12 protein-coding genes are annotated in these 16,824 nt (G+C 67.5%); 2 read left to right on the top strand and 10 right to left on the bottom strand.

Annotation, left to right across the window (positions count from 1 at the left end; translation table 11 throughout):
- Positions 1-136: 136 nt before the first annotated feature.
- Positions 137-2,662, top strand: a complete 2,526-nt coding sequence (locus AC1ZV1_RS17015; protein ID WP_484292735.1) for an ATP-binding protein — start codon at positions 137-139, stop codon at positions 2,660-2,662.
- On the opposite strand, the gene AC1ZV1_RS17020 is transcribed toward AC1ZV1_RS17015, so the two are convergent.
- From AC1ZV1_RS17020 to pqqA, 8 genes are all read right to left on the bottom strand, one after another.
- Positions 2,663-4,354, bottom strand: a complete 1,692-nt coding sequence (locus tag AC1ZV1_RS17020) for a PAS domain-containing hybrid sensor histidine kinase/response regulator (RefSeq protein ID WP_484292736.1) — start codon at positions 4,352-4,354, stop codon at positions 2,663-2,665. It lies immediately after the preceding gene.
- Entirely contained in the window at positions 4,338-5,501 is a 1,164-nt protein-coding gene (ercA, locus tag AC1ZV1_RS17025) for an alcohol dehydrogenase-like regulatory protein ErcA (RefSeq protein WP_484292737.1), read from the bottom strand. The genes AC1ZV1_RS17020 and ercA overlap by 17 nt, the downstream gene beginning before the upstream one ends.
- A gap of 98 nt (positions 5,502-5,599) precedes the next feature.
- On the bottom strand, positions 5,600-7,393 hold the full coding sequence (locus AC1ZV1_RS17030) for a S9 family peptidase (RefSeq protein WP_484292738.1): 1,794 nt from the start codon (positions 7,391-7,393) through the stop codon (positions 5,600-5,602).
- Between the two features lies 1 nt (position 7,394).
- Positions 7,395-8,543, bottom strand: coding sequence for a pyrroloquinoline quinone biosynthesis protein PqqE (pqqE, locus tag AC1ZV1_RS17035; RefSeq protein WP_484292739.1), 1,149 nt, complete (start codon positions 8,541-8,543; stop codon positions 7,395-7,397).
- On the bottom strand, positions 8,515-8,793 hold the full coding sequence (gene pqqD / locus AC1ZV1_RS17040) for a pyrroloquinoline quinone biosynthesis peptide chaperone PqqD (protein ID WP_184588530.1): 279 nt from the start codon (positions 8,791-8,793) through the stop codon (positions 8,515-8,517). Before pqqD ends, pqqE begins: the two co-directional genes overlap by 29 nt.
- Positions 8,793-9,542, bottom strand: coding sequence for a pyrroloquinoline-quinone synthase PqqC (gene pqqC / locus AC1ZV1_RS17045; RefSeq protein ID WP_484292740.1), 750 nt, complete (start codon positions 9,540-9,542; stop codon positions 8,793-8,795). The genes pqqD and pqqC overlap by 1 nt, the downstream gene beginning before the upstream one ends.
- 29 nt (positions 9,543-9,571) lie before the next feature.
- Positions 9,572-10,486 carry a pyrroloquinoline quinone biosynthesis protein PqqB gene (gene pqqB / locus AC1ZV1_RS17050; RefSeq protein ID WP_484292741.1) on the bottom strand — a complete coding sequence of 305 codons (915 nt, stop codon included), beginning with the start codon at positions 10,484-10,486 and terminating at the stop codon, positions 9,572-9,574.
- A gap of 47 nt (positions 10,487-10,533) precedes the next feature.
- On the bottom strand, positions 10,534-10,605 hold the full coding sequence (gene pqqA / locus AC1ZV1_RS17055; protein ID WP_003106462.1) for a pyrroloquinoline quinone precursor peptide PqqA: 72 nt from the start codon (positions 10,603-10,605) through the stop codon (positions 10,534-10,536).
- Between the two features lie 391 nt (positions 10,606-10,996).
- Between pqqA and AC1ZV1_RS17060 the strand changes: the two genes are divergently transcribed.
- The gene (locus tag AC1ZV1_RS17060; protein ID WP_484292742.1) at positions 10,997-12,931 is read left to right on the top strand and encodes a sigma-54-dependent Fis family transcriptional regulator; all 1,935 of its coding nucleotides are present in this window, start codon (positions 10,997-10,999) and stop codon (positions 12,929-12,931) included.
- Between the two features lie 97 nt (positions 12,932-13,028).
- On the opposite strand, the gene aldA is transcribed toward AC1ZV1_RS17060, so the two are convergent.
- Both aldA and AC1ZV1_RS17070 read right to left on the bottom strand, forming a co-directional pair.
- Complete coding sequence (aldA, locus tag AC1ZV1_RS17065) at positions 13,029-14,465, bottom strand: aldehyde dehydrogenase (RefSeq protein ID WP_484292743.1); 1,437 nt, start codon at positions 14,463-14,465, stop codon at positions 13,029-13,031.
- A 22-nt stretch (positions 14,466-14,487) separates the two neighbouring features.
- Positions 14,488-16,671 (bottom strand): PQQ-dependent dehydrogenase, methanol/ethanol family, encoded by a 2,184-nt coding sequence (locus AC1ZV1_RS17070; RefSeq protein WP_484292744.1) that lies wholly within the window; start codon positions 16,669-16,671, stop codon positions 14,488-14,490.
- Positions 16,672-16,824: the final 153 nt, after the last annotated feature.

The raw sequence follows: 16,824 nt of genomic DNA on the forward strand, positions 1-16,824 counted from the left end.
GGCGAATTGACAGCCACTCTTGTGGGACGTTCGAACTTTTCACGGCCTGGGCCGGAGAAAAGTGGAATTATCTGTCGGCGCGCCTTTCCAACGTTCGACAAGACACAAAAGACCGATTGGTCGCAGGGTTTGCTCGATGCCAAGCTCCCCAGGGGATACCTCCCTTTCACCAGTGCAGGGCCAGGGCGACTTCCTCAACAGCAGCAGCACCATGGCGCCGCTGATCCGCCAGCACGACTGGGCGGCTACCTCGCTCGGCCCGATGGATCAGTGGCCGGCCACGCTCAAGGGCATCCTCGAGGTGGGCCTCAACTCGCGCCTGCCGGTCTGCATCTACTGGGGCCCGGAATTCGTCCTGCTGTACAACGACGCCTGGAGCGCCATTCCCGGCGACAAGCACCCCGCCTGCCTGGGCCAACCGGCGCGCGTCGCCTGGTCGGACATCTGGTCGATCCTCGACCCCATGTACAACGGCATCCTGCAGACCGGCGTCGCCGCGCACGAGGAAGACCGCCTGTTGCCCATGGTGCGCTTCGGCTACGTCGAGGAGGCCTATTTCACCTACAACGTCAGCCCGATCTTCGGCCAGGACGGAAAGCCCATCGGCCTGTTCAACACGGCCGTCGAGACCACCAGCAACGTCATCCAGCAGCGCCGCCAGCGCCTGCTCACCCGCCTGGCCGAGCGCCTCGGGCAGGCCGACGACACCCCGCAGATCTGCGCCCAGGCGTTCGCCCTGCTCGCCGAGGCCAGCCATGACGTGCCCTTCTGCCTGCTCTACCAGGCCGGCACGCTGCTCGGCGCCTGCGGCACCGACGCCAGCGACCGTTTCGCCCCGGCGCATCTGAGCATCGACGACGACCCGCTGCACCTGTTCAATGGCCTGAAGGGCGCCCAACAGTCGCCGCTGGGCAGCCAGTATGTGCGCGCCTTCTCGCCCTGGCCGGAAGCCCTCGACAGCACCTACGCCACCCCGCTGGACGGCCACCCCGACAGCTTCGCGGTGTTCGGCATCAGCCCGCGGCGGCGCCTGGACGAACACTACGCGACCTTCTTCAACGAAGTCGCCACCCTGCTCGGGCACGCCCTGGCGGCAGCCACCCAGCGCGCCGAGGAGCGCCGGCTCAAGGAGGCCGTTCAGGAGGAGGTGCGCCAGCGCACCCAGGAGCGTGATAGGGTCTGGGCGATGAGTCAGGACCTGCTTTGCGTATTGGACCACCGGGGCATCCTGCGCAGCGTCAACCCGGCGTGGAGCAGCACACTGGGCTGGCACGAAGACGAACTGACCGGCCTCAACAGCGCCGAACTGGTCCACCCGGACGACCTCACGCCGAGCCTCGAGACCCGCACCAGCCTGGCGCGCGGCGAACGCCTGCAGCACTTCGAGAACCGCATGCGCCACGCTGATGGCAGTTACCGCTGGATTTCCTGGCACGCCAGCGAAGACAGCGGTCTCATCTACGGTTGCGGCCGCGACGTTACCGAGCAGCGCCGCGCCGCCGAGCTGCTCGAGCAGGCACAGTCTGCTCTGGCCAACGCCCAGCGCATGGAAGCCGTCGGCCAACTCACCGGCGGCATCGCCCACGACTTCAACAACCTGCTGGCGAGCATCCGCTTCAGCCTCGACCTGATCACCCGCCGCGCGCCAGCCAACGCCCAGCCGGAGCTGAGCCACATCCTGCATGCCGCCACCCAGGCCACCGAGCGCGCCGCCGAGCTGACCCACAACCTGCTTGCCTTCGCCCGGCGCCAGGCGCTGGCCATGCACCCGGTGGAGCTGGGCCGGCTGCTGCGCGACTGGCTCCCCGAACTGGCCGAACGCGCCGGCACCCGCGTGCGCCTGACCCTGGCCAGCGAAACCAGCGACAACGTGCTCAGCGACCGCGAGCAGTTGCACAAGGTCCTGCAGCATCTGGTCGACAACGCTCGCGACGCCATGCCCGGCGGCGGCAACCTGGCCGTCACCCTGCGCCGCCAGGAGGTCGTCGGCGGCGACAGCGACCTGCCGGCCGGCGACTACCTCGCCCTCGCCCTGCAGGACGATGGCCAGGGCATGAGCGAGTCGATCCTGACCCACGTCTTCGATCCCTTCTTCACCACCAAGGGCATCGGCCCCAACAGCGGGCTGGGCCTGTCCATGGTCTACGGCTTCATCAAGCAATCCGGCGGTCACATCCGCCTGCGCAGCGAGCCCGGCCAGGGCACCTGCGTCACACTCTACTTCCCGAGAGGCACCTCAGTGGTCAGCATCCCCGACATTCCCGCGACGCCCAACGATCCGGCCAACCAGCAACTGTGCGTCCTCGTCGTGGAGGACAACGATCTGGTACGCATGCTCACCGTGGAAGTGCTGGAAGAGATCGGCTACCAGGTCCTGCAGGCCGAGGACGCCGAAGAGGCGCTGCCGATCCTGCAGGGCGAGACCGTCATCGACCTGCTGCTCACCGATGTCGGCCTGCCGGGCATGAACGGCGAGGAACTGGCCGTGGCCGCGCGCGAAGCTCGGCCGGAGCTACCGATCCTGTTCGCCACCGGCTTCGCCGAGATCGTCCATATCGACGGCAGCGAGCTGGCCACGCGCATGTCGATGATCGCCAAGCCGTTCTCCATCGACGCGCTGCGCGACAAGGTCAACGGCATGCTGGGGCGCCGAGACGCCTGATCAGTTGCTCACCAGCAGGCTCAACGCCGCGCGCAGCTTGCCGGGCTTTACCGGTTTGTTCAGCAGCGGCATTCCCAGCCGCTGCAGGGCACGACGGCAATCGTCGCTGCGGTCTGCCGTGATCATCACTGCCGGCAGCTGGCGACGGAAATGCTCGCGCAGCCCGCGCACCGCCTCGCAGCCGGTGCGGCCGCGGTCGAGGTGGTAATCCGCCAGGATCACCTCCGGCGCCTTGTCATCCAGAACCCTCAGCGCCTCCTCGTAGCTGGTTGCCACCAGCACCTCGCAGCCCCACTGCCCGAGCAGTGCAGCCATGCTGAGAAGGATGGCTTCCTCGTTGTCGATCACCAGCAGCCGGCGGCCCGGCAGCGGGTCGCCGGTGACCGGGCGCGGGCCGTTCTCGACCGGCCCGGCCTTCGGCAGGTCGCGCACCAGCGGCACCTCGATGGCGAACACCGATCCGCGCCCAGGCACCGAGTGCACCTGCACACGGCAGCCCAGGATGCCGGCGATGCGATCGACGATCGCCAGTCCCAGTCCGACACCCCGACGGTCCGCAGCGCGGCCGGCATCCAGCTGGTTGAACTCGAGGAAGATCGCTTCCAGCTGATCCGCGGGAATGCCCCGCCCGGTGTCCCAGACTTCCACCCGAACGCTGTCCCCCCGTCGCCGCGCCGCGAGCATCACGCTGCCGCGCTCGGTGTAGCGGCAGGCATTGCTGAGAAAGTTGCGCAGGATGCGTGAGAGCAGCCGGTGATCGGTGCGCACCGCCAGCGCCGGAATCCGCTTGCGCAAGCGCAGGCCGGCGGCGCGGGCGACTTCGTCGAACTCGGAGACCAGCGGACCGAGCAGCTCGTCCAGGAGATGCACATCGAGGTCCGGGCGAATCGCGCTCTGGTCCAGGCGGGCGATTTCCAGCAGGTCGGTGAGCAGGTCTTCGGCGCCTTCCAGCGCCTGGTGAGTGCGCTCCACCAACACCTGCTCGGCACCCGGCAGCGTGCGTTCGCGCAGGGTGGACACCAGCAGTCGCGCGGCATTCAGCGGTTGCAAGAGGTCGTGGCTGGCGGCGGCCAGGTACTTGTCCTTGCTGTTGTTGGCCGCTTCGGCGGCATCGCGCGCCTCGCGCAGCTGCTGGTTCAGCCCCTCCAGCTCACGGGTGCGCTCGGCGACGCGCTGCTCCAGCTCCTCGTTGAGACTCTGCAGGCGCTGCTGGGCCTGGACGCGCTCGGTGATGTCGGCAACGAAGCCTTCCACCAGGCCGTCTTCGTCAGGCTTGATCAGCAGGTTCATGAGGACGATGACATGGCTGCCATCGCGACGGTACAGGCGCGTCTCGTAACCGAACAGGCCGTCGCGCTCACGCAGCAGGGCGCGGATCCGGCGCATCTCCGCCTCGCCGCCGACGAACAGCTGGTTGGCCATGTCCTGCAGGTTCCACAGCACCTGCTGCGGATCGTCGTAGCCGAGCATCCGCGCCAACGCCGGGTTGGCCGCGCGCAGCCCCTGGCTCAGGCTGGCCTGGAAAATGCCGTGGACAGCGTGCTCGAACAGCCATTTGTAGCGATTGCGCTCGGCTTCCAGCTCGTCCAGTCGCGCTACTAGCTCGGGGTAGTGACTCTTGCGCGCGGAATGGCTACCCAGGCCGAGCAGCCCGGCAAGGGCCTGTTGGTGCTCGTCAGAGGGCCTCGCCATACACCACCTCGACGTCACGCTGGTTGGACTGGCGCGGGTTGGTGAGGATGCACGGGTCCTGCATCGCATGGCGCGAGAGGAAGGGAATATCGGAACTGCCCACGCCGTGCAGGCCGAGGCTTTCATGGAAGCCCACGGCGTTCTTCAGGGCGATCAGGTGTTCCACCAGGCGCTGGCGGATCTGGGCGTGGTTCATGCCGCGACAGTCGATGCCGAAGGTCTCGGCAATCACCTTGAAGCGCTCCGGCGCCGCACTGTAGTTGAAGGCCACCACGTGCTCGACCAGCACGGCGTTGCACAGCCCGTGCGGCAGGTCGAGGTAGCCGCCCAGGCTGTGGGACATGGCGTGCACCGCCCCGAGGATCGCGTTGGAGAACGCCAGTCCGGCCTGCATGCTGCCCAGCATGATCTTTTCGCGCAGGGCGATGTCCGCGGGATTGGCGATCATCTGCACCAGGTTGCCGTCGATCAACCGCATGGCCTCCAGCGCGTGGGGATCGGTGAGCGGCCCGTGGCCGGTGGAGACGAAGGCCTCGATGGCATGCACCAGGGCGTCGATGCCGGTGCAGGCGGAGAGGAACGGGTCCATGGTCAGGGTGGTCTCCGGGTCGATCAGCGACACGTCGGGCACCACCGCCTTGCTGACGATGGAGAACTTCATCCGCTCGTCCTGGTTGGAGATGATCACGAACTGCGAGACGTCCGCCGAGGTGCCGGCAGTGGTCGGGATCAGGATCAGCGGTGGGCTGGGCACGCGCAGGGTATCCACGCCCTCGAACTCGAGGATGTTGCGGCCGTGGGCGGCGACGATGCCAATGCCCTTGGCGCAGTCCATCGGACTGCCACCGCCGACCGCGACGATCACATTGCAGCCTTCGCTGCGGTAGACCTCGGCGCCGCGCATGACTTCCTCGACGCGCGGATTGGGCGAGACATCGGTATAGCGGCAGTAGGGAATGTCCTGGGCGGCCAGACTGGCTTCGATGTCGGCGACCCAGCCGGCGGCAACGACACCGGGGTCCGACACGACCAGCACCTTGCGGGCACCGAAGGTTTTCACGTAATTGGCAACATTGTGCCGGCATCCGGCACCGAAAATGATCTCTGGCGAGACGAACTTGCGCAGCTGGCTGAGCTCGTGAGGCATCGTGGGCTCTGTCGTTATTGTTATGGGATATTTCCGGCAGCCTACTGTATCCGTCAGGTATTGCAATGCGACCTTGGCAGACAGTCAGGAGCCCCGGTTCAACCCGCCAGAAGCGCCTGGTAGAAGCGCCACTCCGCCTCCAGCGCATGGGCCAGGTTGGCGGCCTGGCGGAACCCATGCCGCTCCCCGGCATAGCGGTGTACCTCTACCGGCACGCCGCGCTGGCGCAGGCTGTCGACCATGGCATCGGTCTGCGCCGGGACCACCACCGCGTCCAGTTCGCCCTGGAAGAAGATCACCGGCGCATGGATGTGCTCGGCCTGCAGCACGGGCGTTCGCTCGCGGTAGCGCTCGGCGTCCTGTTGCGGATCGCCGATCAGCCAGTCCAGGTAGTCCGCCTCGAACTTGTGGGTCACCCGCGCCAGCGCCTGCGGGTCGCTCACCCCGTAGAGACTGGCGCCGCCGCGCAGGCCCGGCAGCCGTGCCAGGGCCATCAGCGCGCTGTAACCACCGGCACTGGCGCCGCGGACGAACACCCGCTGGCGGTCGATGCGACCGGCCTTGGCGAGGCAGTCCAGCGCCGCGCCGATGTCTTCCACTTCCACCTGACCCCAGCCCAGGCGCAGGCGTTCGCGATAGGCACGACCATAACCGCTGCTGCCGCGGTAGTTGATGTCGGCGACGGCGAAGCCACGGCGCGTCCAGAACTGGATACGCCCGTCGAACACCGGGTAGCTGGCGGACGTCGGCCCGCCATGCAGGAACACCACCAGCGGCGGCGCAGGGTCGCCCGCGCGGGGCGGATAGAAGAACCCATGCCCGCACTCGTCCCCGCCCACCGGGTAGCGGAAGGCCTCGCCACGGGACAGCTCGCTCTCGGGCAGCGGCTTCTCGCCACCGGCCAGCACCTGGATCGAGCCATCCACCCGGCGGATCGCCAGCAGCGTCGGCAGTCGATCCGGCGCGGCGGCGATGCAATAGAAATGCCGTTCATCCGCCGCCAGCGCGCGAAAACGGCTGTACTCCGGTGCGAGCCGGTGCTGCCTGCCACGCTCGTCGTACACCACCAGCAGGCCGCAGCCATCCACGTAATGGGTTGCCAGCAGCGTGCCGCCCGCCAGCGGCAGGAAGGTACGCCCACCCAGTTGCCACGGCGCGCCGGCGTGGTCGGCCGCCGCGCAGGGCAAGGTGCCGTGGCCTTCGTGGCAGGGCTGCCAGTAGCCGTCGCCATCGCTCAGCCAATGCAGGCGTCCGTCCTCGGCGAAACGCGGCTGCTGGATGGACTCATGGCGGGTCTGTCCGGCCAGGCAACGCTGCTCACCCGCGAAGGACTCGCATAGCCGCGTGCGCGTCCAGGGTTGGTGCGGGCGATCCCATTCCACCCAAGCGATGCGTTTGGCACTGCCGTCCGCAGCCGGGGACGCATAGAAGTCCGCGCCCGACGCGATCACTCGGCGCCGGCCGTCGGCGTCGAGGCGGACGATGCGGTGAGTCACACCGCCGCTGCCGTTCTCCTCCTCCACGGCGAGTATCGCGTTCCACACCGGCACGTAGTGCAGGTCGCCATAACGGCAATCATCGCGGTGGGTGAGCGGCCTCGGCACGCCGCCCAATCGCAGCCAGTGAACCTGCTGGTCACCCTCCTCCACCCAGGCCACACCGTCGGCCGTGGCGCAGCAGGAACCGCCGCCGTACTCGTAGACACGGCTGCGCACCGAGGCGCCGGGCGGGGTCAGCTCGACACTCTGGCCTTCACGCCGGAGGAACAGCCGGCAGCGCGCACTGGCAGGATCGAACGCAGCCCACAGCAGCCCGCCGTGCGCCACGTGCAGCTCGGCAAAGTCCCCCGCGGCGGCCACCGCACGCTCGGCGCTCCAGTCGCTGCGGTCCATCTCAGGCCTTGCAGATCAACTGCGACGCCCGCTCGTTGCGCAGGGTCAGCGCACTGAGCGGAGCGGCCGCGACTTCCGCCTCGCGGCGGGCGTCGAGGATGAGATCGTGGTGAGCCGACTTGGCGCACACCGGGTCGGTGGCCTCGGCGTCGCCGGTGAGCATGAAGGCCTGGCAGCGACAGCCACCGAAATCGCGCGCCTTCTCATCGCAGGAACGACACGGCTCGGGCATCCACGCATCGCCGCGGAAGCGGTTGAAGCCGAAGGACTCGTACCAGATGTGTTGCAGGCTGTGCTCGCGCACGTTGGGGAACTTCACCGGCAGTTGCCGCGCGCTGTGGCACGGCAGCGCGGTGCCGTCGGGGGTGACATCGAGGAACACGCTGCCCCAGCCGCCCATGCAGGCCTTGGGGCGCTCCTCGTAGTAGTCGGGCACCACGAAGATCAGCTTGCACGGGTTGCCTTCGGCGGCCAGGCGCTCGCGGTACTGCGCGGTGATCCGCTCGGCCCGCTGCAGTTGCTCACGGGTCGGCAACAGGCCAGCACGGTTCAGCTCCGCCCATCCGTAGAACTGGCAGGTGGCAAGCTCGACGAAGTCGGCCTCCAGCTCGATGCACAGCTCGATGATGCGGTCGATGCTGTCGATGTTGTGCCGGTGGGTGACGAAGTTCAGCACCATCGGATAGCCATGCGCCTTCACTGCGCGGGCCATGGCGAGCTTCTGGGCAAAGGCCTTGCGCGAGCCGGCGAGCAGGTTGTTCACCTCTTCGTCGGCGGCCTGGAAACTGATCTGGATATGGTCCAGGCCAGCGTCGGCGAACTCCTTCAGGCGCTTCTCGTTGAGCCCGATACCAGAGGTGATCAGGTTGGTGTAGAAGCCCAGTCCGCGCGCAGCGGCGATCAGCTCGGCGAGGTCCTGTCGCACCAGCGGCTCGCCGCCGGAGAAGCCCAGCTGCGCCGCGCCCATGTCGCGCGCCTGGCGGAACACCTCGATCCACTGCGCGGTACTCAACTCCTCGCCACCCTTGGCGAAGTCCAGCGGGTTGGAGCAGTACGGGCACTGCAGCGGGCAACGGTAGGTCAGCTCGGCCAGCAGCCAGAGCGGCGGGCCCACCGGCACTTCAGCGCAGCTCGATCCAGAATTGAGCATGGGCCACCTCGAGGAATGCCAGGATGTCTTCGTCGATGCCCGGCACGCCGGGGAAATCGGCACGCAGGCCGTCGATGATGCCGGCGACGTCGCGCTGGCCATCGACGCGGTCGAGGATCGCCCCGGCGCTGTCGTTGAGCTTCACCATCCCTTCAGGATAGAGCAGCACGTGGCAACCCTGGGCCGGTTCGAACTGCAGGCGGAAACCCCGGCGCAGCGCCGGGATGCTGTCCAGCGAAGGCAGACTCATCACAGCAACCCCCTGTGCCATACACGCTCGGTCGTGACCGTGTGGTACGGCGGGCGCTCCAGTTCATAGGCCATGCTCATCGCGTCGAGCATGCTCCAGAGCACGTCGAGCTTGAATTGCAGGATCTCCAGCATGCGCTCCTGGGCCTCGCGGGTGCGGTAGTGCTCCAGGGTGATGCGCAGGCCGTGCTCGACATCGCGGCGCGCCTGCGACAGGCGCTTGCGGAAGTAGTCGTAGCCGGTGGCATCGATCCACGGGTAGTGCTGCGGCCAGCTGTCCAGGCGCGACTGGTGGATCTGCGGGGCGAACAGCTCGGTCAGCGAGCTGCTGGCCGCTTCCTGCCAGCTGGCACGGCGGGCGAAGTTGACGTAGGCGTCCACCGCGAAGCGAACACCAGGCAGTACCCGTTCCTGGGACAGCACCTGCTCGCGATCCAGCCCCACGGATTCGGCCAGGCGCAGCCAGGCCTCGATGCCGCCCTCCTCGCCGGGCGCGCCGTCGTGGTCGAGGATGCGCTGCAGCCACTCGCGGCGCACGTCGCGGTCCGGGCAGTTGGCGAGGATCGCCGCATCCTTGAGCGGGATGTTCACCTGGTAGTAGAAGCGGTTCGCCACCCAGCCCTGGATCTGCTCGCGGGTCGCGCGGCCTTCGTACATGGCCACGTGGTACGGGTGGAAGATGTGGTAGCAGGCGCCCTTGGCGCGCAGCGCCTGCTCGAATTCGGCGGGGCTCATGGCTTCGCGGGTCATCGCGAGGTTCCCTCTGGAAAAAAGAGCCATCAAAGGAAAATCCCCATCCCGTCGAATGCCACTTCGATGCCGCGCGCGTCCAGTTCGGCGCGTTCGGGCGAGGCGATGTCGAGGATGGGATTGGTGTTGTTGATGTGGATGAGCACCTTGCGCGGCCCGTCGATGCCGTCGAGCACCTCGATCATGCCGCCGGGGCCGCTCTGGGCCAGGTGGCCCATTTCGCTGCCGAGCTTGTCGCCCACCTCGCAGACGCGCATCTCGTCGTCGCGCCAGAGCGTGCCGTCCACCAGCAGGCAGTCGGCACGGCGCATCCACGCCAGCAGGCCGTCGTCCACCTGGCCCAGGCCCGGCGCGTAGAACAGCGTGCCGCCGGTGGCGGTGTCCTCGACGAACAAGCCGATGTTGTCTCCCGGATGCGGGTTGCCGCGGTGCGGCGAATACGGCGGCGCACTGCTGCGCAGGGCGATGGCAGTAATTCGCAGGCCCGGGCAGGCCGGGATGACGAAGGGCTCGGCATCCAGCTCGATGAGGTTGTGCTTCAGCCCGCCGTTCCAGTGCGACAGCATGGGGAACAGCGGAAAGCCGGTGGAAAGATCCTGGTGGACCATCTCCGTGCACCAGACTTCATGCGGGCAACCTTCACGCAGGCTGAGCAGGCCGGTGGTGTGGTCGATCTGGCTGTCCAGCAGGACCACGGCGGCAATCGCCGAATCGCGCAGGCGCCGCGCCGGTTGCAGCGCCGGGAAGGACGCCAGCTGGGCGCGGATATCGGGCGAGGCGTTACAGAGAATCCAGTTCACGCCGTCGTCGGACAGCGCGATGGACGATTGGCTGCGTGGCTGCGCGATCACGCTGCCGTCGCGGACGCCGCGGCAGTTGCGGCAATTGCAGTTCCACTGGGGAAAGCCGCCACCGGCGGCCGACCCGAGAATCCGGATATGCATGACAGTGCCCCGTGGGCAGGGGCCCCGGCGAACCGGGGCCGAGTGGATCAGCGGTTGGCGAAGTACAGGGTCACTTCGAAGCCAAGGCGCAGGTCGGTGAAGCTAGGCTTGGTCCACATGGGTCTGTCCTCTATTTTTTTGTTAGGCAAGGTGCCGGCAGGACCGGCAAGTCGAGTTAAACACCAGGGTCAGGCACTCCGAATGATACTTTCGAAGGAGATTCCCCCCTGATTTGGTAGCGGGCCTGCGACAGCTGTCGCGCCCCGCCGCTACAACTGTCCCATCGCTGCGACAGCCGTTGCCCCGTCGCGCCCGCGCCCTCTGGCGGCGGACGGTCTGGCGCGGGGCTGGGCGCCCCGCACGGTGTATTTCGGCACAGCCCTTGCTCAGGCTCTCGTCGCCCGTGACCGACCGGTCTAGACTAGCCCTTCCTAGGACCGGTCCTACGACGCACTGGTTTCTAAAAACAACAACGCGCCGCAGTCCGACTGACGGCCGCCGGGAGTGACCATGCACCCGCAATCCCTGGAAAACTGCCCGAACGACCTTGCCGCCTTCATCGCCGATCACTTCGGCGAGCGTGACATCCAGCCCGAGGGCGCCATCGCGCGCTCCTGGTACCGCAGCGTGATGGAGCACCGTCTCGACCCCCGCGCGCGGGCGGAAAAGCACATCCTCACCGCCGGGGAAATCCGCGAACACCAGGGCCTGCACCAGGACTACCTGGCTATTGCCAGCCAGGGCGTCACCGGTCTCGCCCGACGCGTACTGCCGGCGGGCTTCGCGGTGCTGCTCAGCGACGAGCGCGGCATCACCCTCGATGCACGCCTGCCCAGCGAACGTGATCGCTACACCCAGGCCGGGCTGATCGTCGGCGCGCGCTGGGACGAGTCCATCGCCGGCACCAACGGCATCGGCACCGCGCTGGCCGCCGGCGAAGCGCTGACCATCCATCGCCAGGAGCACTTCCTGGTGAGCAATTTCCGCCTGAGCTGCTCGGTGGCGCCGATCTTCGACGCCCAGCACCGCCTGCGCGGCTGCCTGAACGCCACCTGCCTGTACAACGACGGGCCCAAGGATGCGCAGTACCTGACCCTGCAACTGGTGATCCTGTATGCCCGGCTGATCGAGAACGCCAGCTTCCGCCAGCGCTACCGCGACCGCCTGACCCTCTCGGTGAAGGCCCGCGATGAAGTGTCGGACCTGGCCAACGAGCAGTTGATCGCCCTCGACGAACAGGGCCGGGTGATCGGCGGCAACCACGCCGCCTTCACCGCCTGCCGCGGCGAGCTGCTGGGCAGCCGCATCGAGCAGCTGCTGGAAGCGGACGTCGACCAGTTGCTCGACCTGAGCCAGGGCGGCGCACGGGGTATCCGCCTGCGCACCCTGGCCGACCACGCGCTGGTGGACGTGGGCCTGCGCACGCCGGCCAGCCCGCCACGCCGCGGCACGCCGGCCACCACTGCCGTGAAATGCCCGGAGCACCCCGATCTCGCCCGCCTCGCCGGCGCCGACCCGCGCCTGCAGGACGGCGTGCGCAAGCTGCGCAAGGTGCTCGACAAGGGCATCTCCATCCTGGTCACCGGCGAGACCGGCACCGGCAAGGAAGCCTTCGCCCGCGCCATCCACCAGGCCAGCGCACGCCACGCCGGCCCTTTCGTCGCGCTGAACTGCGCGGCGATTCCGGAAAGCCTGATCGAGAGCGAACTCTTCGGCTACCGCGGCGGCAGCTTCACCGGCGCCAGCAAGAAAGGCATGAAAGGCAAGCTGGAGCTGGCCAACGGCGGCACCCTGTTCCTCGACGAGATCGGCGACATGCCGGCGCACCTGCAGACGCGCCTGCTGCGTGTCCTGGCCGAGCGCGAAATCCTCCCGCTGGGCGCCGAAACACCGGTGGCGCTGGACGTGCAGGTCGTTTCCGCGACCCACCAGAACCTGGCCGAGATGATCCGCGCCAAGGGCTTCCGCGAGGACCTCTTCTACCGCCTCGCCGGCATGACCCTGCAACTTCCAGCACTGCGCGAACGCTCCGACCGCGAAGCGCTGATCGACGACCTCCTGGCGGGCCTGGGTGGCACGTTGCACCTCGACGCCACCGTGCGTGAGCGGCTGCGCGGCCATCCGTGGCCGGGCAACATCCGCCAGTTGCTGAACTGCCTGCGCTACGCCGCCGCCCTCGCCGAGGATGGCCGCATCGATCTGGACTGCCTGCCGATGGAGTTGCATCAGGCTGCTCCCGCCGTCGTTGCCGAAGCACCGCAGACAGCCGCCACGACCGCCCTCGCCGCCCGCCTGGACGACGACGAAGCCCGCCACCTGCTCGCGGTGCTGCGCGAGCGGCAGTGGAACATCAGTGCGGTGGCGGAACAGTTCGGCATTGCCCGGTCGACCCTGTATCGGAAGATGAAGAAGCACGGCATTGTGCAGCCCAACGCGCTGTATTGATCGTTTCCCTTTTCCCTGCGCTCGACAGATTCCAAGCGCAGGGAAAAAGGAGCGAGCCTCACCTGGCAAGGAAGACCCGCCCAATCAAAACGTCCGCTTACTCCTGCGCGTAAACCACATGCGTATGGGTGTACTCGTACAACCCATGCTTGCCATCCGCCCCGCCGATCCCGGACTTGCGGGTGCCGGCATGGAAGCCCTGCATCGCCTCGAAGTTTTCACGGTTGATGTAGGTCTCGCCGAAGTCCAGCTCGCGGCTGGCCTTGAGCGCGGCGCTCAGGTTGCGGGTGTAGATCGACGAGGTCAGGCCATAGTCGCTGTCATTGGCCAGGGCGATGGCTTCGTCGAGGTCGTCCACCACCTGGATCGGCAGTACCGGGCCGAAGATCTCCTTGCGCATGATCTCCATGTCACCCTTGCAGCCGGCGAGCACGGTGGGCTGGTAGTGGAAGCCCTTGCCCAGGTCGGCGACGGCGCCGCCGGTGATGATCTGGGCGCCCTCCCCGGTTGCCGTGCGGACCATCTGCGCGACCTTGTCCAGGCCGATCCGGTTGACCAGCGGGCCCATGTCCAGGTCTGCCTGCACGTTCGGGTCGCCAAAGCGGGTGGCGGCCATGGCGGCGGCGATCTTCTCGATGAACAGATCGGCCACCTGGCGCTGCACGTAGACGCGCTCGGCGCAGTTGCACACCTGCCCGGTGTTGATCACCCGCGAGGCCTTGATGGCGTTCACCGCCAGCTCCAGGTCGGCATCGGCCAGGACGATGGCCGGCGCCTTGCCGCCCAGCTCCAGGTTCAGTTTGGTGATGTTCGGCGCGGCCGCGGCCATGATCCGCGAGCCGGTGGCGACGCTGCCGGTGAAGCTGATCAGGTCTACCCCGGCATGGCTGGTCAGTGCGCTGCCGGCGCTGGCCCCGGTGCCGCCGACGACGTTGAAGACGCCGGTGGGCAGGTCGGTTTCCGCCACCAGGCGGGCGAACTCGAAGCAGTTGATCGGGGTTTCTTCACTGGGCTTGATGACGATGGTGTTGCCGGTCAGCAGCGCCGGCGCCATCTTCCGGGCGATGAGGAAGAACGGGAAGTTCCACGGCAGGATGCCCGCCACCACGCCCAGCGGTTTGCGCAGCAGGAAGATGTGCTCGCCGGCGCGGTCGCTGGTCAGCACTTCGCCTTCCAGCCGGCGTGCCCACTCGGCCATGTAGTCGAGGTAGTCGGCGGTGAAGTTCACTTCCACTTCCGCCAGCGCGCCCACCTTGCCCTGCTCGGCGGTGATGATCCTGGCCAGGCGCGGCGCGTTGGCGCGGACCTTCTCGGCGATCCTGCGCAGGTAGCCGGCGCGCTCGATGGCAGGCTTGGCCGCCCAGCCTTTCTGCGCCGCGCGGGCGGCGCCGATGGCGGCGTCCACCTGGGCCGCGCTGGCCTCGGGAATACGCGCCAGCAGCTCGCCGTTGGCCGGGTTGTGCACCTCGATCAACGGCTCGCCGGCGACGAAGCGGTTGTCGATGTAGTGCTGGTAGGTCGTCACGTCAGTCATGCGTCGGTCTCCTGTAAGACGGTCACTTGGCGGCAGTCTTCTGCGCGCCGGCCAGTTGTTCCTTGAGGTCGTAGGCGCGCTTGATCAGGTACTGGTGGACGGCCTCGGCCTGCTGCAGGTCGAGGTGGCCCTGGAACGACGGCATGCCGTCGGGAATGCGTCCGCCGTAGATGATGCCGAGGAAGCGCTGGTGGTTTTCCGCGCTGAGGGTGCGCAGGTCGGGGACCACGCCGCCGCTGATGGCGTTGATGCCGTGGCACTGCGAGCAACTGGAGTTGAACAGCTCGCGGCCCTGGTCGATCTGTGCGGTGGTGCCGGTCAGCGCTGGCGGCTCGGGCTTGCGGTCGGCCCACTTGTAGTTGATGTCCGGCAGCTTGGCGGTGCCGCCCAGCTTGTAGGTCAGCACCTGGGCATTGGGCTTCACGCCTGCGCGCAGCGACAGGGCGCCGGCGAAGGTGGAGAAGGCGCCGCCCCAGCCGGCCATGAAGGTCACGTACTGCTCGCCGTCGACCTCATAGGTGATCGGCGCGGCCATCACGCCGGTGTTGGCCGGGGACTCCCAGAGCTTCTTGCCGGTCTCGGCGGCGTAGGCCACCACGCGGCCGTCGGCGGTGCCTTCGAATACCAGGTTGCCGGCGGTGCTCAGGGTGCCGCCGTTGAAGATGGTGCTGTACGGCACTTCCCAGCGTTTTTCCTGCTTCACCGGGTCCCAGGCGATCAGCTTGCCGGTCCAGGTATCGGCGATCTTGCGCAGGCCTTCGGGGTCCTCGGGCATCATCCCGGTGTTGACGTCGAGCTGGTAGATGCTCTTGAACGTGGAGCGCGGCGGCGCGCCGTCGACGTCCTGGTAGTAGGCCGACATGATGTGTGCCGGGATGTAGACCAGGCCGGTGTTGGGGTTCCAGGACATCGGCTGCCAGTCGTGGGCGCCCCAGAAGGCCGGCTGGATGATGCGGGCCTTCTTCTCAGGGTCCTTCCAGTAGTCGGACACCTTCTCGTTGCGGATCGGCCGGCCGGTCTTGAGGTCAACACCGGTGGCCCAGTTGATCGGCACGATGTTGTTGGCCGAGAGCAGCTCGCCGGTCTCGCGGTCGATGACGTAGAAGAAGCCGTTCTTCGGCGCCTGCATCAGCACCTTGCGTTGCTTGCCGTTGATCTCCATGTCCACCAGCATGATGTGCGCGGTGGCGGTGAAGTCCCAGGCGTCGCCCGGCGTGGTCTGGTAGTGCCAGACGTACTCGCCGTTGTCGGGGTTGATCGCGACGATGGACGAGAGGAACAGGTTGTCGCCCTTGCCTTCGCTGCGGATACGCGGGTTCCACGAGGAGCCGTTGCCGACGCCGATGTACAGCAGGTTCAGCTCGGGGTCGTAGGACATGGAGTCCCACACGGTGCCACCACCGCCCTGCTTGTGGAAGTTGTCGCCGAACCAGGTCTTGGCGGCGATTTCCATGCCCTTGCCCTTCGGCATTTCCTTAGGGTCCCCGGGCACGGTGAAGAAGCGCCAGTCCTGCTTGCCGGTCTCGGCGTCGTAGGCGGTGATGTAGCCGCGCACGCCGAACTCGGCACCACCGTTGCCGATGATCACCTTGCCTTTCACGATGCGCGGCGCGCCGGTGATGGTGATGCTGCGCGACGGATCGGTCCGGGTATCGACGCTCCAGACGCGCTTGCCGGTCTTGGCGTCGATGGCTTCCAGGCGGCCGTCGAGCACGCCGACGTAGACCTTGCCCTTCCACACCGCCACGCCGCGGTTCACTGCGTCGCAGCAGGCTTCGCCGGCGCGGCTGCGGTCGGATTGCGGGTCGTACTTCCACAGCAGCGTGCCGGTACGGGCGTCCAGCGCGTAGACCATGGAGAACGGCCCGGTGGTGTACATCACGCCGTCCACCACGATGGGCGTGGCTTCCACGCCGCGGTCGATGTCCAGCTTGTAGCTCCAGGCCAGGCCCAGGCCGCCGACGTTGCTCTGGTCGATCTGCTTGAGCGGGCTGTAGCGCTGCTCGTCGTAGGTGCGGCCGGTGGCCATCCAGTTGCCGGGTTCCTTGTCGGCGGCAGCGATGCGCTTGCCATCGACGTCAGCCGGGACGTCAGCAGCGTGGAGATTCGGGGACAGACCGGCCATCAGCAGCGAGGCGGTCAGCAGGGAATGACGCAGGGCGGGTTGCAGGCGAACGGAAGGCACGTGCAGGCCAATCGATCTCATGGAGGTTCTCCGATTCTTGTTGGTGCCGCGGATCGATCGCCGCGGCTTGCAAGGCTCAGAGCAACCGCTGTGCCAGGGTTTTCGATTTTGGCTGGAAGGCTCGCCGTTCGGGGCTTCTGGAGCTTTCGGCCGGTCGCGATGCGGGTACTGCGG

It is taken from the genome of Pseudomonas sp. BB438, assembly GCF_057180225.1.